The organism is Vagococcus fluvialis, assembly GCF_003337315.1.
Lineage (GTDB): Bacteria > Bacillota > Bacilli > Lactobacillales > Vagococcaceae > Vagococcus > Vagococcus fluvialis.
Window position 1 is genome coordinate 1 of the sequence record NZ_QPJV01000012.1, and the last position, 21,940, is coordinate 21,940.

Sequence of the window (21,940 nt, forward strand, 5' to 3'; positions counted from 1 at the left end):
TTTTACTAGATAGACGACATGTTTTATATTTAAATAAACTAAAAAAGGACTGATGAATCAAAATTTGATTCATCAGTCCTTTAAATTATAGAGCCGTCATAACGACTACATGCTTTTTACACTACTGATTTCTTTTTAATAGGTGTGGCCATAGAGATTTCTACGAGGCCTTTACTTCGAATGATATTTAAATCGTCACTTTCAATGCCACGACTCAAGATAACGTCTAATACATGATTAACTTCAAAATCTTTAACTTCACGAGATTTGTTAACAATAACAACTTCAACATGTGTATCTGCGATACTGTGAACAACCAATGTTTTCCCTAATGAATAAACTTTGACGTAAGTCGCATCTGTATTTTCTAACTGTTTTGAGACGAGTGTTGCATAGCTGTTTGTTACGTCGATTAATTTCATTCTAATCACCTCTCACGTTATTAGGATAGACTCCTTCTATACTTCTATTATACCATAAAAAAACGGTTGCTAGTTGAATAACGCTTTTTATTTAAGGTTCGTACACTTAATATCGTTATTTGTTCAATAACAATGATAAAAAATGTTATTTTTCTTCGTTAACTTTTTTTGAAACTAAAATCTCGTCATTTTTTAGTGTTGCAACAAGATTTTTCTCATTAGGATGATCTAAATAAAAGTCAGCGATAGCATCTTCAATTTGTTCCTGGATAACTCTTCTTAGAGGTCGTGCTCCCATTTTAGGATCGTATCCTAAATCAACTAGTTTTTCTTTGACATCTTGGTCGGCTTCAATGTGAATTTCTTGATCTTCAAGTAAGTAATTCACTTCGTCTAGCATCAGAGAAACAATACTTAATAAGTTTTCTTTTGATAGAGGCTTGAATTCAATAATACCGTCAAATCGGTTTAAAAATTCTGGTTTAAAGAAGTCTTTTAATTGTCCTAAGACAGATTGACTAGTTCCGTCTACTGTCGCACCAAAGCCAACGCTTGCTTCAATTGCTCCAGTTCCAGCATTACTTGTCATAATGATAAGTGTGTCTTTAAAGCTAACAGTGCGTCCCTTAGCATCTGTTAATCGACCGTCATCTAATATTTGTAAGAACATATGTAATACATCAGGATGGGCTTTTTCGATTTCATCTAAGAGAATTAAGCTATAGGGATTTCTACGAACTCTTTCTGTTAATTGTCCCGCTTCTTCGTAACCCACATAACCAGGGGGAGAACCAATTAATTTAGCGACACTGTGTTTTTCCATGTACTCACTCATATCAAAGCGAATCATAGAATCCTTATCACCAAATAATTCAAAAGCTAATTGTTTAGCTAATTCTGTTTTTCCGACACCTGTTGGTCCAACAAATAAAAAGGAACCAATCGGACGATTCTTTTTATTTAAGCCGATGCGGTTACGTCTAATGGCACGAGTGACTTTGTCCACTGCTTCATCTTGACCAATCACATGTTTCTTAATATCAGTGTCAAGATTTCTCATTTGTGTTTGTTCTTTTTCTTTTAATTCCCCAACTGGAATACCAGTCATAATCTCAACAACTTGCTCCATATCTTTAATGGTTACTGTTGGTATGTCTTCGTCAGCGACTTCTTTTTCTTTTAGATTATTTAAGTTTTTCACTTGATCCCTGTAATAAGCAGCTTTTTCAAAATCTTCCTCTTGAGAGGCGATTTCTTTTTGTTTTTCAGCTTCAACTAAACGCTCCTCAATAACCTTAGGATCAAGTGCTTGAATCGTTAAGTTTTTCTTAGAACCAGTTTCATCTAATAAATCGATAGCTTTATCTGGTAAATGTCTATCTTGAATAAAACGGCTAGAAAGTTTAACTGCTCCAACAATCGCGTCATCTGTATAAGAAACATGATGGAAATCTTCATAGCGTTTTTGGATTCCTTTAAGAATGGTAATAGTTTCTTCTTCTGTAGGTTCATCTACACGAACAGGTTGCATACGTCTTTCAAGTGCTGCATCTTTTTCAATAATACGGTACTCAGATAAAGTGGTAGCACCAACTAATTGAAGTTCGCCACGAGCAAGAGCTGGTTTTAATATATTTCCAGCATCCATATTCCCATCCCCTGCAGAACCAGCACCAACGATTTCATGAACTTCATCAATAAAGAGAATAATATTATTATTTTCTTTTAGTTCTGAAATAAGTTGTTGCATTCTTTCCTCAAATTGACCTCTAATGCCTGTACCTTGAATAAGAGAAGCGACATCTAGTCTAATAACTTCTTTATTAAGTAATTTCTGAGGAACATTGCCTTCCACAATTCTTAAAGCTAATCCTTCGACAACTGCTGTTTTACCAACTCCAGGCTCACCAATTAAGACAGGATTATTTTTTGTTCTTCTATTTAATATCTCAATAACTCGAGTTGTTTCTTCGTCTCGTCCAATAACTGGGTCAATGTTTCCGTTTCTAGCAGCATCTGTTAAATTATCACCAAACTCTTGAAGAAGTGAGCCGCCACTTTTATTTGGTGGCATAGGAGGTCCCATTCGACCCGCTTCAGTTGGTGGTATTTGATTATTAGATGTTGGTTGTTGTTTGTTTTGTTCTTGTAGTTGACGGAATAAATCATTTAAAGATCCAAAACCAAAAGGATCTTGTGTCATACGTTCTCTGTGTGCTAAGTCTTCTTGCTGTTTGATTTGACGATAGCATTGTTGGCACAAATCAACTTGTTTTTTTTGACCTTGTACTTGTGTGTAAAGATGTATAGTAGCTTCGTTTGATTGACAATTTTGGCAAAGCATACATTCACGCTCCTTATTATTCATTTTGAAAGGTAAAAGGATTTGATTGACCTTTTTTGACCTTGATTTAATTATACTTACTTAAAGTATTTTTTTCAAGAATTTGAACTTTACTTCTATTATAATAAAATAAAAGAAGTGCTATACTCTTATATATAAATATAAGATAAAGGAGAGAGATTTATGGAAAATCCTTATGTAGAAAAAATAAATTTATTAATCAGTGGAGAACTAGAAGAATTAGTTATAGAAAAGCCGGATTTTTTCGAGTTTAGAGAAGCTTGGTTAGCTCATCCTGAGAAAAATAATTTAAAAGGTGAAGCTGGTTTAGGTGGAAAAGTAATCTATAGGAAAATATTAGAAAACTAAACGGGAACTTTTGTCAATGACAACGTTTTCTTAAATGAAAAAAGTTGTTTATAGATAGAAAACATGGTATTCTTTATCATTGAAAGGGTTACTTTTTTTTTTAACGCTATATTGTTTGAATAAAAGTAGTCCTCAAATCAAATTCGATTACAGAGGAGAATGATTTATTATGGAGAAAAAAGATTTTCACGTTGTAGCAGATACAGGGATTCACGCGCGTCCAGCGACTTTATTGGTGCAAACTGCAAGTAAATTCAGCTCAGACATTAACTTAGAATACAAAGGTAAATCAGTAAACTTAAAATCAATCATGGGCGTTATGTCTTTAGGTGTTGGCCAAGGAGCTGACGTAACTATTTCAGCTGAAGGTGCTGACGAAGCAGAAGCAATCGCAGCTATTGAAGAAACAATGAAAAAAGAAGGTTTATCAGAATAATGGCAAAGCAATTAAAAGGTATTGCGGTTAGTGATGGCATTGCAGTTGCAAAAGCTTATCTTTTAGTTGAGCCAGACCTTTCATTTGAAAAAAAATCAATTGAAAATGTCGATCAAGAAGTTGCTCGTCTTACTGATGCACTAGGTCAATCAACAGTTGAGTTACAAGCTATTCGTGACAAAGCTGCTAAGAGCTTAGGTGAAGAAGAAGCGCAAGTGTTTGATGCTCATTTAATGGTACTTTCAGATCCAGAATTAATTGGAGCTGTTGAAGGAAACATTAAAGATAACAATGTTAACGCTGAATCAGCATTAAAAGAAGTAACAGATATGTTTATCGGTATGTTTGAAAGCATGGAAGACAATCCTTACATGCAAGAGCGTGCTGCTGACATTAAAGACGTAACTAAACGTGTTATGAGTCACTTAGTAGGTGTTAAATTACCAGATTTATCAATGATTAACGAAGAAGTTATCATTGTCGCTGAAGATTTAACTCCAAGTGATACTGCTCAGTTAGATCGTAATTTCGTTCGCGCCTTTGTTACAAACATTGGTGGACGTACATCTCACTCAGCTATTATGGCTCGTTCATTAGAAATCCCAGCAGTAGTTGGAACAAAAAATATTACAGAAGCTGTATCTGAAGGCGATGTTTTAGCTTTAGATGGTAGTGAAGGTGATGTTCTTGTTAATCCATCAACTGAAGAAATAGCTGAATTTGAGGCAAAGAAACAAGCATTTGCTGATTTGAAAGCTGAATGGGATAAATTAAAAGATGCTAAAACAGTAACAGCTGATGGTAAACATTTTGAATTAGCTGGAAATATTGGAACACCTAAAGATTTAGAGGGTGTTAATGGTCATGGTGGAGAAGCAGTTGGTTTATACCGTACTGAATTTTTATACATGGACTCACCAGATTTCCCTAGTGAAGATGATCAGTTTGAAGCTTATAAAGCAGTACTTGAAGGTATGAATGGTAAACCAGTTGTGGTTCGTACAATGGATATCGGTGGAGATAAAGAGTTACCTTACTTAACACTCCCTGAAGAAATGAACCCATTCTTAGGTTACCGTGCTATTCGTATCTGTTTAGCTGAAGACGCTATGTTCCGCACACAATTACGTGCTCTTTTACGTGCATCTGTATACGGTAACTTACGTATTATGTTCCCAATGATTGCTACATTACAAGAATTCCGTGATGCTAAAGCAATGTTATTAGAAGAAAAAGCTAAACTAGTTTCTGAAGGTGTTGAAGTTTCAGAAGATATCCAAGTTGGTATCATGATTGAAATTCCAGCTGCAGCAGTTATTGCTGACAGATTTGCTAAAGAAGTGGACTTCTTCAGTATCGGAACAAATGACTTAATCCAATACACAATGGCTGCAGACCGTATGAACGAACGTGTTTCTTACCTATACCAACCATATAACCCTGCAATCTTACGTTTAATTAAAAACGTTATTGATTCAGCTCACGCTGAAGGTAAATGGGCTGGTATGTGTGGAGAGATGGCTGGAGATCAAACAGCTGTTCCATTATTAGTAGGATTAGGTTTAGATGAGTTCTCAATGAGTGCTACAAGTATTTTACGTACTAGAAGCCTTATGAAACGTCTAGATTCAACTAAGATGGAAGAATTAGCTAATAAAGCGATTACTGAATGCGATACTGCAGAAGAAGTTGTGGCATTAGTAGAATCTTACACTGCTGAATAATATACAAAAGAGGATGACTTTTTAGTTATCCTCTTTTTTTGTGGTATAAGACTACTTTTTCTTCACCTTATTTTATTTTTTAATAATAAAAATTGTGCTATAATAAAAAATTGTAAACTTAAGACTATGGTATGATGTTTAAAATATTATTTTCAAGTATAGTGATAATTAAGGAGTGAATTAATTGCTGAAGATTAATATGTTTTCTTCTGCTGATAAAGTAAAAGGTCAAGGTGTAGGTAGTGCCTATAACGAATTAGTAAAAATGTTAAAAGAGCAGTTTCCTGAAGAGTTTGAAATCAGAATTAATAAATATTCTAAATCTGATATCTCTCACTATCATACAGTTGATCCACTCTTTTATTTATCAACTTTTTTCAAAAAAAGAAGAGGCACAAGAATTGGTTATGTTCATTTCTTACCAGAAACACTAGAAGGAAGCATTTCTATTTTTGGACCTTTTCAAAAAATATTTAATCGTTACTTGATTTCTTTTTACAAACGAATGGAGCAATTAGTAGTTGTTAATCCGTCTTTCATAGAAAAATTAGGAGAGGCTGGAATCGATACAACAAAAGTAATCTATATTCCTAATTTTGTTTCCAAAGATGTTTTCTACGAAGCGGATACAGTAACTAAACAAACTTGGCGTAAAGAAGCAGGTTTTGAAGAGACTGACTTAGTTGTTCTAGGTGCTGGTCAAATTCAACAAAGAAAAGGTTTAGATGATTTTATTAAACTAGCTATGGACAATCCTGATATTCAATTTATTTGGGCAGGTGGTTTTTCATTTGGAAAAATTACAGATGGCTATGAGCGTTATAAAAAAGTCTATGATAACCCACCGAGTAATTTATTATTTACAGGAATTATTGACCGTAGTGAGTTAGTTAAATATTATAATTTAGCAGATATCTTTTTACTACCTTCATTCAACGAGTTATTTCCGATGTCTATTTTAGAAGGATTTAACTGCGGAACACCTATTATGTTAAGAGACTTAGAGTTATATCATTCAATAATAGATGGTAAATATATTAGCACTGATAATGTAGTTGATATGGAGAGAGAATTAAGAAAAATAAATAAACAAAGAGACTTACTAAATACATATCAAGAAGCTTCAAGAGAAGCAGGGGCCTATTATTCTAAAGAAAATGTCTCTAAAATTTGGTATGATTATTATACAAAGTACAGCAACAAATAAAGGGAGGTGAGAGTTGTGAAGATTGGTTTTTTTACAGATACCTATTTTCCACAAGTGAGTGGTGTTTCGACATCTATTAGAACATTAAAAGAAGAGTTAGAAGCTTTAGGTCATGAAGTCTATATTTTCACAACTACTGACCCTAATGTTCGCGAGTTAGAAAATCGCATTATTAGAATGCCAAGCGTCCCTTTTATTTCCTTTAAAGAGCGTCGTGTCATTATTCGAGGAATGCTTTATGCCTATTATGTGGCAAAAGATTTAGAGTTAGATATTATTCATACCCATACAGAATTTGGTTTAGGCATGCTGGGTAAACAGGTTGCTAAGGCTTTAGGTATACCATGTGTGCATACCTATCACACGATGTATGAGGATTACCTTCATTATATTGCTAATGGTAAATTAATCCGTCCCGTCCATGTTAAACAGTTTTCAAAACTTTATACAGCTCATATGTCAGGCATTATTTGTCCTAGTCAACGAGTTGTTGATAAGTTGGAAGAGTATGAAATTGAAATACCTAAATATATTGTACCTACAGGAATTGATGTGTCTAAATTTAGACCTGTACCTAAAGAAGCCACTGATAAAATAAAAGCAGATTATGATATTACAGATGAGCATATTTTCTTATTATCAGTGAGTCGTATTTCATATGAAAAAAACATCCAAACAATTTTAGCTGGAATGCCAGAAGTTATTGCAGCTTTTCCAAATGTTCGTTTACTTGTTGTGGGAGAAGGGCCTTACAAAAAGGATTTAGAAGAACAAGCAGCGGAATTAGAAATTAATAAAAACGTGATTTTTGCTGGGGAAATTCCTAATGAAGAGATATCTCCTGTCTATCAAGCAGCTGATATTTTTGTTAGTGCTTCTGATTCTGAAACGCAAGGTTTAACTTATACAGAAGCAATGGCAGCTAAAACACGAGTTGTGGCTAAAGGGAATGCCTATTTAGATCCATTATTTGACTCATTAAGTTTAGGTGTGACATATAAAGAAAATGAGGATTTTGCTAAAAGTTTAATTGCGTATATAAATGGTGACTATCCAGAGGACGATGAGATACTTAAAAACAAACTTTATGAAATCTCAAGTGAAGCTTTTGGTAAGACAGTTTCAGCTCTTTATGAAAAAATTATTTCAGACTATGAGTACAGCGAAACTGAAATAGAGGATGAAGACGAGGGGCTTAGTTCTCTTAGAATCTTTAGAAAATAAAAAGATGAGGTAGCTCATGAACAAAAAAAATAGTTTTTATTTGATATTAGTCTTTGTATTAGGCTTTTTAGTTATATGGAATGAGCTTCGCCAAGTGAATCTGCAAGACTTTTTACTAGAGGTTGCCAATGTTAATTTGTTGTGGATAGGCGTAGCCATTCTTCTAATGCTAATACACTGGGGTGTGGAAGGTAAGATTACTCAAATGTTTTTGAGAAAAACAAATCCAGATTATTCTTTTAAAAATTCTTACAGAATCCCTTTGATTCAACATTTATTTAACGCTATTACACCTTTTTCTACTGGGGGACAACCAGCTCAAATAGTAGCAATGGGAACTTCTGGTGTAGATTACGGAGTAGCAGCCTCAGTTTCTTTAATGAAATTTGTTGTTTATCAGGTTTGGGTAGTTCTTAATTTTATTGTCTGTTTGCTCTTTGGTTTCCACTGGGTATCTAGTAATTTTAATAAACTGTCTTACCTGATAATTTTAGGATTTGTTGTTCATTTTGTCGTTGTTTTTTGTTTACTATTGATTATGTTTTGGCATAGCTTGGCTAAAAAAATAGTTCTAGGATTTTTTAATATCACGTCTAAATTTAAATTAGGTCGAAGATTAGCAAGATTTAAAGAACCTGTAATGGAAAAACTAGAAAGCTTTTACGAACAGAGTCGCGTAATGAAAAGCTCTCCTAAGTTAATGATAAAGACAAGTTTAATGACTATTTTACAGTTGATGATTTACTATGTAGTTCCTTATTTTGTGCTACTGGCTTTACATATTGAGGATGTAAATGTGTTTAAAGTCATTGTCTTTCATGCTTTTATTATCATGATTATCTCTTTATTTCCAATTCCTGGTGGCACTGGTGGGGCTGAATATAGTTTTAGTCTATTATTTGGAACTTTTGTTGTTGTCCCAGGGAAATTAGTTTTAGCCATCTTTTTATGGCGTATTGTGACTTATTATTTAGGTATTGTTTTAGGACTATTTGTCTTAATGATCAAACCAGATAAAAAGTTGAGGTTGTGACATATTTATGTCGCAGTCTCTTTTTTGTGTTCAACTTAAGCACTTTCTTATTTCCTTAGACTTGTCTATAATAAAGATATTAATCAAGAGAGGTGAACCAAGAATGAAAAAAATAGGCTTTATTGGAACAGGAGTTATGGGTGCTTCGATTGTTAAGCATTTACTTAATGCTGATTATGATGTGGCAGTCTATAACCGTACGAAATCTAAGACAGATGAATTAGTCGAAAAAGGTGCTACGTGGTATGATACACCTCAAAAAGTAACAGAAGTCAGTGAGTTAATTTTTACAATGGTTGGTTTCCCACAAGACGTTGAAGAAATTTACTTTGGAGAAGCAGGTGTTTTAAGTGCAGATATTACTGGTAAAATAGTAGTAGATATGACAACAAGTACACCCTCTCTAGCTAAAAAAATTGCTGATAGAGCTAAGTTTAATCACGGGTTTGCATTAGATGCTCCTGTATCAGGTGGTGACTTAGGGGCAAAAAATGGTACTCTGACAACTATGGTTGGTGGAGAGGCTGAAATTTATGAAGAAATCAAACCAGTTTTAGAAGTTTTCAGTGGTAAAGTTAATTTACAAGGAAAAGCCGGTAGTGGTCAACATACGAAGATGGCTAATCAAATCATGATTGCTGGAACAATGACTGGAATGACTGAATTATTAGTTTATGCTAAAGCAGCTAATTTAGATGTGGAAAAAGTTCTTGATACAGTAGGCGGAGGAAGTGCAGCTAACTGGTCATTAACTAATTATGCTCCTAGAATATTAAAAAGAGATTACACACCAGGCTTTTTTGTTAAGCATTTTGTTAAAGATTTAAACATTGCCTTAACAGAAGCAGAAAATATGGGAATTGATTTACCAGCCACAAAAGAGGCTAGAAACCTATATAATCAGTTGATTGAGAAAGGTTTTGAAAATGATGGTACACAAGCTTTAATCAAACTTTGGTGGGATGAATAAAATATTTTTATAATAATGAAAAAAAAGTAGTATTTTAAATGCATATTGAGTATCTTTCTGTTACAATAAAGCAGAAGAAATTTTAAGGAGGCTAGCTCTATGAAAAATTCTAAATTGATAGCAATCATTAAAAGATTGAGCGCTATGGTAGAGGCAAACGATACAGAGGTACAAGTTCGTCGTTTTGAAAATGAAGGACAAGAGCGATGCATCGTAACATTTGATAGTAGTACTGAAATGTTCGAGTTAACAGAATCTGGTTCTCAACAAGTTTATCAATTTGATGACATTGATTTAGTGGCATTGGAAATCTTTGAATTATTACAAGATTAATTAAGAAATAAAGAAATGTAGGTGAGACCATGTTGTCCACCTCTTTTTTTTGCTTAGAAAGTGGAGTGAGTTAATGTTAGAGATGCCAGATTTATTTGAAAGAAATATGACATTAGGTAGTCAAGCATTTGATGATCAAAACTATGAAATGGCTAGAGATTACTTTGAAGCAGCATACAATATAAAAGATGATTTAGTAGCAAATACGTCACTAACAAAGTCTTTAGTGGAATTAAAAGAATTTGAGGCAGCCTATAGTATTTTGTGTGAGAAAAAGATATCTTACTTAAAAACAAGTGAGTTGCAACTTTTATATTTTAATATTTTACTGCAGTTAAATTACTTTTTTGAAATAGAAAAACTATTAGTAAGTTTAGTAGTTGAGAATTCAGGTGACTTAAAAAAAGCTTATGATATTTCAAAAGAATATCACTTAATGATTAACAAAACTAAGTATCGAAAACTTCAAGATGATATTAGGGCAATGGTTGATTTACCAAAATTAAATCAAGGTATCGTTTTAAAAAAAGTGAAATTTTTGCCAAAAGAAATGGTTGTAGATGTAGCTAAGGATCTTTTGGTTGATGAAAGAGTTTCTATTTTTAGTCGCAGTGAAATTTGTCAATTACTTGTACAAGTAAAACTAGATGAAGAAATAGAGGTCTTAACATTTAATGGTGAAATAAAAAGTTTTAGACCTAAAACAAAAAAAGTATTAGCAAAAGAGTATGGAGAGAGCGTCGTCTTAAAAGAAGTGTCACACTTCTTTGATACGAATAATCCAAGTATTAAAAATGAAGTCGAAAAATCAATTAAACTTCATATAGGATGTTTATATCCTTTTGTTAGTGAAGTGATGAAACCCACAGACAAATGGATAACAAGCTACATTGAAAAATTTCAAGGAAATACTAGCGAAACTGATTTTAAAAAAATTAGCCAGATTCAAAATCAAATTGATTCTGAAGTGTTGAAAATGATGTCTTTTAATTAAAATAGGTCAAGGAAAAATGTTTACAATTTAGGTCCTTTAGTGTAAGATTGAAAGGTATGCAAGGAACTAAAAAAATTACAAATAGATACTGTGGAGGTACATATTAATGTCTGCAAAATGGGAAAAAACAGGAACTAACGAAGGTACTTTAACTTTCGAAATCGCTGAAGAAAAAATCCAAGAAGGTTTAACTGCTGCATTTAACAAAGTTAAAAAAGATATCAGTGCACCAGGATTCCGTAAAGGTAAAATCAACCGTCAAATGTTTAACAAAATGTACGGAGAAGAAGCTTTATACGAAGATGCTTTAAACCACGTATTGCCAGAAGCTTATAGCGCTGCAATTGACGAGTCTGGAATTGAACCAGTTGCTCAACCAAACATCGACGTTAAAAGCATGGAAAAAGGTCAAGCATGGGTTATCACTGCTGAAGTAACTGTAAAACCTGAAGTTAAATTAGGTGAGTACAAAAACTTAACAGTTCCAGCTCAAGACCGTGAAGTAACAGATGCTGATGTAGAAGAAAACTTAGCACAAAAACAAGCTAGCCAAGCTGAATTAGTCATTAAAGAAGACGTTGCTGCTAATGGCGACACTGTAGTTATCGACTTTGAAGGATTTAAAGGTGAAGAAGCTTTTGAAGGTGGAAAAGGTGAAAACTATTCATTAGAATTAGGATCTAACTCATTCATCCCTGGATTTGAAGACCAATTAGTTGGAACAAAAGCTGGAGATGATGTAGAAGTTAAAGTAACTTTCCCAGAAGAATACCAAGCTGAAGACTTAGCTGGTCAAGAAGCAATCTTCAAAGTTAAAGTTCATGAAGTTAAATCTAAAGAATTACCAGAATTAGATGATGAGTTTGCTAAAGATGTTGACGAAGAAGTTGAAACATTAGCAGAATTAAAAGCTAAAATCAAAGAACAATTAACAGCTGCTAAAGAAGAAGCTGCTAAAAATGCTATTGAAGAAGCAGCTATTGCTCAAGCAGTAGAAAATGCTGAAATCGTAGAATTACCACACGTTATGGTACATGATGAAGTACACCGTGGCATGAACGAATTCTTAGGAAACATGCAACGACAAGGTATCTCACCAGAATTATACTACCAAATGACTGGTACTACTGAACAAGACTTACACGTTCAATTCGAAGGTGAAGCTGAAACAAGAACTAAAACTAACTTAGTTATTGAAGCTATCGTTGAAGCTGAAAACTACGAAGTAACTGACGAAGATCTTGAAGCTGAAATCAAAGATTTAGCTGCACAATACAACATGGAAGAAAGTGCTGTACGCGGTGCATTAAACAATGAAATGCTAGCACATGACATTAAAATGAAACGTGCAGTAGATGCAATTGTTTCATCTGCTAAAGAAGAAGCTTAATTTTAACTTGTTCGTAAAAAAGGAGGCTGACTCATGTGAGTTAGCTTCCTTTTATTTTGTAAGGGAATATTAAGAGAACACCTTTTTTAATGCATGGAATAAGTTGTTGTGTTAGAATATACGGGATGAGAAACAAAAGCTTTGTGAATAAAGACTTTTGTTCAACAGGAGGGAAGTCCATGTACGACAATACAGATGAGAACAATGATGTGCGTTGTTCTTTTTGTGGGAAATCACAAGATGAAGTAAAAAAATTAGTTGCAGGCCCTGGCGTGTATATCTGTAATGAATGTATTGATTTATGTAAAGAGATCATTGATGAGGAAATCCAAGAAGAAATCTCTTCTGATTTAATCAATGTCTTAAAACCTAAAGAAATTTTAGAAGTTTTAAATGAATATGTTATCGGTCAAGAAAGAGCTAAACGAGTTCTTGCTGTTGCAGTATATAATCACTACAAACGAGTTCAACAAATGGCTCTTGAAGAAGAAGAAGATGCTATTCAAGACGAAGTAGAATTACAAAAAAGTAATATTTGTTTAATCGGACCAACTGGATCAGGTAAAACATTCTTAGCACAAACATTAGCAAAAACACTTAATGTGCCATTTGCTATTGCTGATGCGACAAGTTTAACTGAAGCAGGTTATGTAGGGGAAGATGTGGAAAATATTCTTCTGAAGCTTTTACAAGCTGCGGACTACAATGTAGAAAAAGCTCAACGTGGCATTATCTACATTGATGAGATTGACAAAATTGCTCGTAAAAGTGAAAATGTTTCGATTACTCGTGACGTTTCTGGTGAAGGGGTACAACAAGCTTTACTTAAGATTTTAGAAGGAACAGTTGCTAGTGTCCCACCTCAAGGAGGACGAAAACATCCTCAACAAGAGTTAATCCAAATTGATACAACAGAAATTCTGTTTATTGTTGGTGGGGCTTTTGCGGGAATCGAAAATATTGTTAAAGAACGTTTAGGTGAAAAAATTATTGGTTTTGGTACGACAAATAAAAACCGTGACGAAGAAGTAAGTATTATGTCACAAATTATTCCAGAAGATTTACTTAAATTTGGTTTAATTCCTGAATTTATTGGTCGATTACCTGTGATTGCTTCATTAGAAAAATTAACTGAAGAAGATTTAGTTAACATTCTAACTGAACCGAAAAATGCTTTAACAAAACAATACAAAAAATTATTATCACTTGATGAGGTTGCCTTAGAATTTACACCTGGCGCATTAAATGCAATTGCTAACCAAGCGATTGAAAGAGACACAGGTGCTCGTGGTTTACGCTCAATTATTGAACATGTCATGATGAACGTCATGTACGAAATTCCAACAAGAGATGATGTTGAAAAAGTCGTTATTACAAAAGAAGCCGTTATTGGTGAAGGCGAACCTGAATTACAAAAGAAAAAAGTAAGTTAAAATAAAAGAAACTATTACTTTGTAGTGACCCCCAAAAAGTTAGAACAAAAATCTAACTTTTGGAGGTCGCTACACTTTAGTTAATAGTTTCTTTTTTGTTATATTCGTTATAAATTTTACTTTCTCGAGATGAAATTTACATTAAATTGACTAAAAAAATTTAAAATGTAAATAAATATTCAAAGATTTACTATTTTTACGAAACTTTTACAAAGAACAGACATTATTTTTTACATTAACTTGTTAAACTCTGTTTGTAATCAAAACAAACGAACAAACAAAGGAGATTTACAAACTTATGAAAAAAATATTATTGTCTTTAACAACTGTAGGGATTCTATTCACATTAGCTGCTTGTGGTGGAGGAAACGATAAAACAGATTCTTCTTCAAAAGAAGGAGCAAAAGAATCAGGTTCTAAAACTGAACAAGTATCAATTACATCAGTTGGTTCTACGGCAATTCAACCATTAGCAGAAAAAGTAGCAGAAATTTATATGACAGATAATCCAAATTACTCAATCACTGTTCAAGGTGGAGGAAGTGGAACAGGACTTACTCAAGTATCAACAGGAGCAGTTGATATTGGGAATTCAGATGTATATGCTGAAGAAAAAGATGGTATTGATTCATCAAACTTAGAAGATCACTTAATTGCAGTAGTAGGAATTGCACCAGTTGTTAATAAAGAAGTTGGTGTAAAAGATATTACTAAAGAACAATTAAAAGATATCTTCACAGGAAAAATCACTAACTGGAAAGAAGTTGGTGGAGCAGATCAAAAAATTGAAATTGTTAACCGTGCTGAAGGAAGTGGAACTCGTGCGACATTTGAAAAATGGGCACTAGCAGGTGAAGCACCAGCAAAAGGACAAGAACAAGATTCATCTGGAACAGTTAGAAAAATCGTTGCGGAAACACCAGGAGCAATTAGCTACTTAGCGTTCTCATATATTGATGATTCATTGCAAGGTTTAAGTCTTGATGGTGTTGAACCAAAAGATGAAAATGTAGCAGATAACTCATGGACAATCTGGGCATATGAGCATATGTATACACAAAAAGATGCTAAAGAAGAAGTATTAGATTTTGTAGAGTATATGAAGAGTAAAGATGTACAAGAAAATGTTATCAAAGAATTAGGTTATATCTCAATGGCTGACATGAAAGTTGAACGTGATATGGAAGGTAACATTAAGTAAACTGGTCATTTAAAAGCTCATCTATTCTATGGTATAGTGTAGTTAATTAACAAATGCTAAGAAAGGGTGTGCTTTTTAATGAAAAAGATTCTAGTAGTAGATGATGAACCTTCTATTACCACACTGTTAAAATATAACCTTGAAAAAGAAAATTTCGAAGTAGATGTGTGTCATGACGGAGAAGATGCGATTAACAAAGCTCTAACAAATCAATACGATTTTATTATCCTTGATTTGATGTTACCTAAAGTAAATGGCTTTGATGTCACTAAAAAACTTCGTAAAGAAAGAATCTCGACACCTATTTTAATGCTAACAGCAAAAGATGAAACAGTAGATAAAATTATTGGACTTGAAATTGGGGCAGATGATTATTTAACTAAACCATTTAGCCCAAGAGAATTAGTAGCACGTATTCGTGCCGTAGAAAGACGATTAGACATATCTGGTGACAAAATTCCTGAATCAGCACCGAAAGAAGTTATTCAAGTAGGAAGTCTGATTGCTTACCCGAAAGATTATCGTGTGACTAAAAATGATGAAGAACTTAATTTTACAAAAAAAGAATTTGAGCTGCTGATTTATTTAATGGAGCGCCAAAATAGAATTATTAGTCGTGATGAATTAATGACATCTATCTGGCAAGATGATATGTATCACTTATCAAGAACTGTGGATATTCATATTTCTCATCTGAGAGAAAAAATCGAAGATGATCCCAAAAAACCACAGTATATTAAAACAGTCAGAGGATTTGGTTACAAGTTTCAGGAGATAGAAGAATGAAAAAATTAACTCCTAAATTAATTGTTATCTTAGTAATCAGCTTATTAGTAGGTGGTGGCCTTTACACCACCTACTTTTTTAAACAAGAAGTCCTGAATCAACAAAGAGAGAAATTAAGTAGTGAAATTGATGTGTTAATCCCTTACTTATTTGATAAAGGAAAATTGGATTTAAATGAAGAAAAAATTGATAAAAGTGTTGAGAATACTGGCAGACTAACCATACTAGATAAAACAGGCATGATATTGTATGATACTTCCCACAAACAAACAGCCAAAGGAACAAGAGAAAAACGCTCCGAGATTAAAGAGATTCTAGTAGATGGTAAAGAGGAAGGTTACGCCGTTAGAGAAAGTACAACCTTAGATGAAAAACTAATTTATGTGTCAAAAGCAGTTTTCGTTGATCAAGAATTAGTGGGTATTTTAAGACTTTCAGAAAAATACACAGGTGTAAGTCAAGACTTAAAACAATTCCAAGGCTATGTTCTAGCTTCATTAGTGGTGATTAGCGGGATTATTTTGTCGATGTATTTTTATATTTTAAGACAAAGCCGTAAGCCGATTCAGTTTATTCTTCCTATTTTAAGAAATGCCATAAAAAATCCTGAGAAAAAACAAGATGTTGTTGACGCACCAAGTGAATGGCAGGAGTTGTATCAAACTGTGTATGAATTAATGGATGAAACTAAATTGCTATATTACAAGCAATTACAAAATGAAGAAAAATTAGCCTTTCTTTTTGAAAATTTAGATATTGGTATTTTCATCTTAAATAGTGACTTGGAAGTTGTTTTAGCAAATGGTGTCACAGAAAAACTATTTGCCTCTCCTAAAAAATCAGCAAACTATGAAGAGTGGTTTGGACATAAAAAAATGAACCGCTTGATTAAAGAAGCAGTTTCAACAAAAGAGCAAGTTCAAGGTGATATTCATTTAAAATCTCCTAAAAATCATGAGCTTAACGTGATTATTAGAATTTTAGAATCTAGTACAACAGAATATGTTGGTATTATTTATGACGTGACGGAGATGAAACAAATTGAAAAAGTTCATGAAGACTTTATAAGCAATATCTCTCACGAATTAAAAACTCCAACCACTTCCATTATCGGCTTTGCAGAGACATTACTTGCAGGAGCTAAAGATGATCCTAATGCTTCAGAAGAATTTATTCAGATTATTGAAAGTGAAGGTAAGAGATTACTTGCATTAATTCAAAATATTATGATGTTACTAAAAACTGAGAAGGATATTTATATGCTTGATACAGTTGTCAGTAACCCAGTAACAGTGATAGAAGAAGAGCTAGAAAGATATCTCTTTAAATTATCTGAAAAGAATATTCGAGTTACTTTTGATAGCTCTTTATCCAAAGAAGTTGCATTACCAGGAAATGCCTTTCAATTAATTGTTAAAAATTTAATTGAAAATGCTGTTGAATATACAGGGGAAAATGATTCGATTTTTATCTATTTGAAAGAGATGGATGATGAATTGATTTTAACTGTAGAAGATACTGGAATTGGAATCTCTGATGAGGATCAGAAAAGAATTTTTGAAAGATTTTACCGCGTCAGTCAATCAAGACAACGAAACACTGGTGGCTCTGGCTTAGGTTTATCCATTGTACAACACTATACTGAAATTTTAGGTGGTACAATAAAACTAGCTAGTGATTTAGGAGAAGGAACTACAGTGATTGTCAAAATTCCAATGACTAATAATTGAAAGAGGTTGTGACTTAATATGTCACAACTCTTTTTTAAACTTTACAATTGACAATTGTAAACTATAAAGTTATGATAGATTTGTAAATAGCTATTGAGGAATTAAAATATAAGGAGGTCATCTTATGACTAACAAACAAATCGAAACAATCACTGATGCAGAATGGGAAATTATGAGAGTTGTTTGGACTAAAAAAGAAACAACAAGTACAGAAATAATTAATGTCTTGGAAAGTAAAACTGAATGGAAACCATCAACAGTTAAGACGTTACTTTCAAGATTAGTTGCTAAAAATTATTTATTTACAAGAAAAGAAGGTAAACAATTTGTTTATCAAGCTTCTGTTCAAGAAGATGATGCGATTAAAGAGGCACGTAATGAATTATTTGATAAAATTTGTAATAAAAAAATCGGTAGCACTTTAATTGAAACTGTAAAAGAAAGAGAATTATCTATTTCAGATATCGAGATTTTAGAGAAATTACTAAGAGAGAAAAAAGATTCAGCACCTACTGAGGTGTCATGTAACTGTATTCCTGGTCAATGTAATTGTTAGGAAGGAGGAAAAAGAAAAATGAGTAACCAAAGAGTTTATAATATTGAAGGGATGACTTGTGCGTCCTGTGCTCAAACAGTGGAAAAAGTAGTCAGTAAAGTTCCAAGCGTTGAGGAAGCAAGTGTTAACCTAGCAACGGAAAAATTAACAGTTTCATTTGATGAAAATAGTGCTAATGAAGAAGCGGTTATTAAAGCAGTTGATGATGCCGGTTATCAGGTAGTTATGCCTGGAGAGCATATGCAGTATGACATTGTTGGAATGACCTGTGCTTCATGTAGTCAAACGATTGAAAAAGTTATTAACAAATTAGATGGTGTTCAATCAGCAAGTGTCAACTTAGCCACAGAAAAAATGGTTGTTGATTTTAACCCAAGTGAATTATCATCTAATGATATTATGGAAGCTGTAAAAAATTCAGGTTATAGTGCTAAAGAAAGTTTATCTCAAGAAGCTCAAGCTGATTTAGATAAAGAGAAAAAAGAAAAACATATTAAAAGAATGTGGTCACGTTTCTGGCAATCAGCTGTATTAACAGTACCCCTATTATATATTGCAATGGGTGAGATGGTTGGCTTACCGATTCCAGAAATGATTCATCCGATGGTTTATCCAGAAAGATTTGCTTTACTGCAACTTGCTTTAACGATTCCAGTACTCATTATTGGTCGTCCGTTTTTCATTGTTGGATTCAGAGCATTATTTAAAGGGCATCCTAATATGGATTCCCTTGTAGCTCTTGGTACAAGTGCTGCAGCCCTTTATAGTTTATACGGCACAATCATGGTCTTATTAGGTGATCATCATTTTGCTATGAACCTGTACTATGAATCAGCAGCGGTTATTTTAACTTTAATTACATTAGGAAAATACTTTGAAGCAGTATCAAAAGGGAAAACTTCTGAAGCTATCAAAAAATTAATGGGACTTGCTCCTAAAACAGCGATTGTGATTAGAGATGGTGTTGAAACTGAAATTTCAGTAGATGATGTGGTATTAGGTGACGTGATTGTTGTTAAACCAGGAGATAAAATTCCAGTTGATGGTGTTATTGTTTCTGGGACAAGTGCTGTTGATGAGTCAATGCTAACAGGGGAAAGTATTCCAATAGAGAAAAAAGCTGGGGATAAAGTCATTGGAGCAAGTATTAACAAAAATGGTTCTTTCCAATTTGAAGCAACAAAAGTTGGAAAAGACACAACTCTTTCTCAAATTATTAAATTAGTTGAAGACGCTCAAGGCTCAAAAGCACCAATTGCCCAATTAGCCGATAAAGTATCCGGGGTTTTTGTACCAATTGTTATTGTTTTAGCAATTCTTTCAGGTATTGCTTGGTATTTTTTAGGCCAAGAATCATGGGTTTTTGCTTTAACCATTACAATTTCAGTTTTAGTCATTGCTTGTCCTTGTGCCCTAGGCTTAGCGACTCCAACAGCTATTATGGTAGGGACAGGTAAGGGAGCAGAAAATGGTGTGTTAATTAAAAGTGGTAACGCTCTTGAAACAACTCATAAAATTGAAACTATTGTGTTTGATAAAACAGGAACAATTACAGAAGGAAAACCTGTTGTAACAGATATTTTAGTAACAGGTAGTCTATCTAAGGATGATTTCTTATTATTAGCAGCTTCAGCTGAAAAAGGCTCAGAGCATCCACTAGGCGAAGCGATTGTTTTAGCAGCTGAAGAACAAGGAATGACCTTCAAAGAAATTGATCATTTTGTAGCTATTCCAGGTCATGGGATAGAAGTAGAGATAGAAAAAGAAACATTCATTTTAGGTAATAAAAAGTTAATGCTAGAAAAACAAATTGATTTACTTGATTTTGAAGAAGAATCAAATCGATTAGCAAAAGAAGGTAAAACACCAATGTACATTGCTAATAGTCATGAATTACTAGGAATTATTGCTGTAGCAGATACAATTAAAGAAAGTAGCTTAAAAGCTATTGAAAAACTTCATCGTATGGGGCTGGAAGTTGCTATGCTTACAGGAGATAACAAACGAACAGCTGAAGCCATTGCTAAACAAGTTGGCATTGACCGCGTTCTAAGTGAAGTATTACCTGAAGATAAGGCAAATGAAGTGAAGAAACTTCAACAAGAAGGTAAAAAAGTGGCAATGGTTGGTGATGGAATTAATGATGCTCCAGCACTTGCACAAGCTGATATTGGGATTGCTATTGGTTCAGGAACAGATGTGGCAATAGAATCTGCTGATATTGTATTAATGAGAAGTGATTTAATGGATGTACCAACAGCTATTGAATTAAGTCACGCAACTATTAAAAATATTAAAGAAAATCTTTTCTGGGCATTCCTATATAACACATTAGGTATTCCAGTAGCTATGGGACTTTTATATTTATTTGGTGGTCCACTACTTAATCCAATGATCGCTGGAGCAGCCATGAGTTTTAGTTCCGTTTCAGTTTTATTGAATGCTTTAAGATTAAAAAGATTTAAACCAAGTAAATAAAAAGAACCAGTATCATAAGTTTTTACTTTTGATACTGGTTCTTTATTTAATTAAAAAAGAATAAGGCTAGCGAGGGAGAGTTTATTTACTGATTGGTCTTACTTTTTACTTTTACTACTTAAAGTTGAGCTAAATTATTATGCTTTTTTCGTTGGAAATTAATTGTTGTTCTGTCTTCTTTCATTACTAACTTAAAGTACTTGAAAAATGTTGAAACGCTAACTAATTAAAAATGTGTTACGCATAAACTCGCTAACCTTATCGATAACAAGTAAGGAGTACCAAATTCCCACTTCCTTTACTACTTATGTTGCCTAGATACATATAAACTCGATCAATTGTTGATGTTTTGTTACCTTCACTCTTCAACTTCGGGAATCTATATGCTCCTTACACCTTATTTATACCATGGATTTAAAAATAATGCAAACGTTTACATCTTAAACTAAAAAAAAGCTGATAAACAGCTTTTTTTTTGTTTTTTTAGATTAGTACCAACCGTTACTCATCCAAAAGCTTTGTGCATTTTCCCATGAACCATAACGATCGGCAACATATTGATCCGCAACACGTTCTTGATTTTCTGGTGAGTAGTCACCATTTAAGTAACTATCAGTTAATTGGTAACGTCCAACATATTGACCGTTCATAGCTGAATAGCTACCATTAGATTCTCTTTGAGCAATCCATTCTTTAGCACTTGATGAGTTTCCTGAGTAAGCAGGAGCTTGTGCTACAGGAGCAGCAGGAGCTACGTAAGTTTCTTCAGCAACAGGAGCTACATAAGTTTCAGCAGGTGCTTGTGTTTCAACGTAAACCATTTCACCATCTGTTGTAATTTTTAATTCTTGACCAACATGAATCAAGTCAATATTTTTAATGTTGTTTTCTTTAGCGATAGTATTGATTAGGCTATTATCTCCAACAAAGTTATGAGAGATAGTTGATAAAGTGTCTCCTGATTTTACAGTATATAAAGTATCAGCAAGTACAGTAGTTCCAAAAATTCCAAAGCCTAATGCCATAGTAGTTCCAAGTAATATTTTTTGTAGTGATTTCATAAGATTAAAAAATCCCCTTCTCATTTAAATAATTTTTTGTCGCTCTTAACGACTGAACATACTTTACCATCGAAAATTATTTCGTAGGTAAAGAAAATTGTTTAATTTGATTACAGAAAGGTTGATTTTGTAACAATTTATCTCAATTAGAAATATTTAATAAAAGGATTTTGTTTTGAAAATAAGGTGTCGTTAGTTTGTTAAAATAAAGTACACGGAGAAAAGAAATGTGTGATAAAATCAGTTATA

19 protein-coding genes are annotated in these 21,940 nt (G+C 33.3%); 16 read left to right on the top strand and 3 right to left on the bottom strand.

Features of this window, described 5'->3' with window-relative positions:
• Nucleotides 1-116 precede the first annotated feature (116 nt).
• Nucleotides 117-422, bottom strand: coding sequence for a DUF1827 family protein (locus DFR54_RS10620; RefSeq protein WP_114290208.1), 306 nt, complete (start codon nucleotides 420-422; stop codon nucleotides 117-119).
• A 145-nt stretch (nucleotides 423-567) separates the two neighbouring features.
• The gene (locus DFR54_RS10625; RefSeq protein ID WP_114290209.1) at nucleotides 568-2,766 is read right to left on the bottom strand and encodes an ATP-dependent Clp protease ATP-binding subunit; all 2,199 of its coding nucleotides are present in this window, start codon (nucleotides 2,764-2,766) and stop codon (nucleotides 568-570) included.
• A gap of 183 nt (nucleotides 2,767-2,949) precedes the next feature.
• Here DFR54_RS10625 and DFR54_RS10630 point away from each other — a divergent pair, with 183 nt between their 5' ends.
• From DFR54_RS10630 to DFR54_RS10705, 16 genes are all read left to right on the top strand, one after another.
• Nucleotides 2,950-3,135 (top strand): hypothetical protein, encoded by a 186-nt coding sequence (locus tag DFR54_RS10630; RefSeq protein WP_114290210.1) that lies wholly within the window; start codon nucleotides 2,950-2,952, stop codon nucleotides 3,133-3,135.
• 169 nt (nucleotides 3,136-3,304) lie between these two features.
• Entirely contained in the window at nucleotides 3,305-3,571 is a 267-nt protein-coding gene (locus DFR54_RS10635; protein WP_086341404.1) for a phosphocarrier protein HPr, read from the top strand.
• Nucleotides 3,571-5,295 carry a phosphoenolpyruvate--protein phosphotransferase gene (gene ptsP / locus DFR54_RS10640; RefSeq protein WP_114290211.1) on the top strand — a complete coding sequence of 575 codons (1,725 nt, stop codon included), beginning with the start codon at nucleotides 3,571-3,573 and terminating at the stop codon, nucleotides 5,293-5,295. The genes DFR54_RS10635 and ptsP overlap by 1 nt, the downstream gene beginning before the upstream one ends.
• Nucleotides 5,296-5,479: 184 nt before the next feature.
• Nucleotides 5,480-6,502 carry a glycosyltransferase family 4 protein gene (locus DFR54_RS10645; RefSeq protein ID WP_114290212.1) on the top strand — a complete coding sequence of 341 codons (1,023 nt, stop codon included), beginning with the start codon at nucleotides 5,480-5,482 and terminating at the stop codon, nucleotides 6,500-6,502.
• Between the two features lie 15 nt (nucleotides 6,503-6,517).
• Nucleotides 6,518-7,726 carry a glycosyltransferase family 4 protein gene (locus DFR54_RS10650; RefSeq protein WP_114290213.1) on the top strand — a complete coding sequence of 403 codons (1,209 nt, stop codon included), beginning with the start codon at nucleotides 6,518-6,520 and terminating at the stop codon, nucleotides 7,724-7,726.
• Between the two features lie 16 nt (nucleotides 7,727-7,742).
• Nucleotides 7,743-8,759, top strand: a complete 1,017-nt coding sequence (locus tag DFR54_RS10655; RefSeq protein WP_114290214.1) for a lysylphosphatidylglycerol synthase transmembrane domain-containing protein — start codon at nucleotides 7,743-7,745, stop codon at nucleotides 8,757-8,759.
• Nucleotides 8,760-8,862: 103 nt separating this feature from the next.
• On the top strand, nucleotides 8,863-9,729 hold the full coding sequence (locus tag DFR54_RS10660; RefSeq protein WP_114290215.1) for an NAD(P)-dependent oxidoreductase: 867 nt from the start codon (nucleotides 8,863-8,865) through the stop codon (nucleotides 9,727-9,729).
• Nucleotides 9,730-9,828: 99 nt separating this feature from the next.
• The gene (locus tag DFR54_RS10665) at nucleotides 9,829-10,062 is read left to right on the top strand and encodes a YkuJ family protein (protein WP_086341410.1); all 234 of its coding nucleotides are present in this window, start codon (nucleotides 9,829-9,831) and stop codon (nucleotides 10,060-10,062) included.
• Nucleotides 10,063-10,135: 73 nt separating this feature from the next.
• On the top strand, nucleotides 10,136-11,056 hold the full coding sequence (locus tag DFR54_RS10670; protein ID WP_114290216.1) for a hypothetical protein: 921 nt from the start codon (nucleotides 10,136-10,138) through the stop codon (nucleotides 11,054-11,056).
• A gap of 106 nt (nucleotides 11,057-11,162) precedes the next feature.
• A complete protein-coding gene (gene tig / locus DFR54_RS10675) occupies nucleotides 11,163-12,446 on the top strand; it encodes a trigger factor (RefSeq protein WP_114290217.1) in 1,284 nt (427 codons plus the stop codon).
• Nucleotides 12,447-12,625: 179 nt separating this feature from the next.
• Entirely contained in the window at nucleotides 12,626-13,879 is a 1,254-nt protein-coding gene (gene clpX, locus DFR54_RS10680) for an ATP-dependent Clp protease ATP-binding subunit ClpX (protein ID WP_114290218.1), read from the top strand.
• A 298-nt stretch (nucleotides 13,880-14,177) separates the two neighbouring features.
• A complete protein-coding gene (locus tag DFR54_RS10685) occupies nucleotides 14,178-15,080 on the top strand; it encodes a phosphate ABC transporter substrate-binding protein PstS family protein (RefSeq protein WP_114290219.1) in 903 nt (300 codons plus the stop codon).
• A 78-nt stretch (nucleotides 15,081-15,158) separates the two neighbouring features.
• Complete coding sequence (locus tag DFR54_RS10690) at nucleotides 15,159-15,866, top strand: response regulator transcription factor (protein ID WP_114290220.1); 708 nt, start codon at nucleotides 15,159-15,161, stop codon at nucleotides 15,864-15,866.
• Complete coding sequence (locus DFR54_RS10695; RefSeq protein WP_114290221.1) at nucleotides 15,863-17,596, top strand: ATP-binding protein; 1,734 nt, start codon at nucleotides 15,863-15,865, stop codon at nucleotides 17,594-17,596. Before DFR54_RS10690 ends, DFR54_RS10695 begins: the two co-directional genes overlap by 4 nt.
• 124 nt (nucleotides 17,597-17,720) lie before the next feature.
• Nucleotides 17,721-18,152 (top strand): CopY/TcrY family copper transport repressor, encoded by a 432-nt coding sequence (locus DFR54_RS10700; RefSeq protein ID WP_114290222.1) that lies wholly within the window; start codon nucleotides 17,721-17,723, stop codon nucleotides 18,150-18,152.
• An 18-nt stretch (nucleotides 18,153-18,170) separates the two neighbouring features.
• Nucleotides 18,171-20,630, top strand: coding sequence for a heavy metal translocating P-type ATPase (locus DFR54_RS10705; RefSeq protein WP_126809090.1), 2,460 nt, complete (start codon nucleotides 18,171-18,173; stop codon nucleotides 20,628-20,630).
• A gap of 488 nt (nucleotides 20,631-21,118) precedes the next feature.
• On the opposite strand, the gene apf is transcribed toward DFR54_RS10705, so the two are convergent.
• Nucleotides 21,119-21,691 (bottom strand): aggregation-promoting factor, encoded by a 573-nt coding sequence (apf, locus tag DFR54_RS10710; protein WP_086341418.1) that lies wholly within the window; start codon nucleotides 21,689-21,691, stop codon nucleotides 21,119-21,121.
• Nucleotides 21,692-21,940: the final 249 nt, after the last annotated feature.

What these genes read in the sequence shown, in the direction of transcription:
- DFR54_RS10630 (WP_114290210.1), top strand. Translation starts at nt 2,950, where the DNA reads ATGGAAAATCCTTATGTAGAAAAAATAAATTTATTAATCAGTGGAGAA.
- DFR54_RS10620 (WP_114290208.1), bottom strand. Translation starts at nt 422, where the DNA reads ATGAAATTAATCGACGTAACAAACAGCTATGCAACACTCGTCTCAAAA.
- DFR54_RS10635 (WP_086341404.1), top strand. Translation starts at nt 3,305, where the DNA reads ATGGAGAAAAAAGATTTTCACGTTGTAGCAGATACAGGGATTCACGCG.
- DFR54_RS10625 (WP_114290209.1), bottom strand. Translation starts at nt 2,766, where the DNA reads ATGCTTTGCCAAAATTGTCAATCAAACGAAGCTACTATACATCTTTAC.
- DFR54_RS10700 (WP_114290222.1), top strand. Translation starts at nt 17,721, where the DNA reads ATGACTAACAAACAAATCGAAACAATCACTGATGCAGAATGGGAAATT.
- DFR54_RS10670 (WP_114290216.1), top strand. Translation starts at nt 10,136, where the DNA reads ATGTTAGAGATGCCAGATTTATTTGAAAGAAATATGACATTAGGTAGT.
- apf (WP_086341418.1), bottom strand. Translation starts at nt 21,691, where the DNA reads ATGAAATCACTACAAAAAATATTACTTGGAACTACTATGGCATTAGGC.
- DFR54_RS10660 (WP_114290215.1), top strand. Translation starts at nt 8,863, where the DNA reads ATGAAAAAAATAGGCTTTATTGGAACAGGAGTTATGGGTGCTTCGATT.
- clpX (WP_114290218.1), top strand. Translation starts at nt 12,626, where the DNA reads ATGTACGACAATACAGATGAGAACAATGATGTGCGTTGTTCTTTTTGT.
- tig (WP_114290217.1), top strand. Translation starts at nt 11,163, where the DNA reads ATGTCTGCAAAATGGGAAAAAACAGGAACTAACGAAGGTACTTTAACT.
- DFR54_RS10695 (WP_114290221.1), top strand. Translation starts at nt 15,863, where the DNA reads ATGAAAAAATTAACTCCTAAATTAATTGTTATCTTAGTAATCAGCTTA.
- DFR54_RS10685 (WP_114290219.1), top strand. Translation starts at nt 14,178, where the DNA reads ATGAAAAAAATATTATTGTCTTTAACAACTGTAGGGATTCTATTCACA.
- DFR54_RS10705 (WP_126809090.1), top strand. Translation starts at nt 18,171, where the DNA reads ATGAGTAACCAAAGAGTTTATAATATTGAAGGGATGACTTGTGCGTCC.
- DFR54_RS10690 (WP_114290220.1), top strand. Translation starts at nt 15,159, where the DNA reads ATGAAAAAGATTCTAGTAGTAGATGATGAACCTTCTATTACCACACTG.
- DFR54_RS10665 (WP_086341410.1), top strand. Translation starts at nt 9,829, where the DNA reads ATGAAAAATTCTAAATTGATAGCAATCATTAAAAGATTGAGCGCTATG.
- DFR54_RS10655 (WP_114290214.1), top strand. Translation starts at nt 7,743, where the DNA reads ATGAACAAAAAAAATAGTTTTTATTTGATATTAGTCTTTGTATTAGGC.
- ptsP (WP_114290211.1), top strand. Translation starts at nt 3,571, where the DNA reads ATGGCAAAGCAATTAAAAGGTATTGCGGTTAGTGATGGCATTGCAGTT.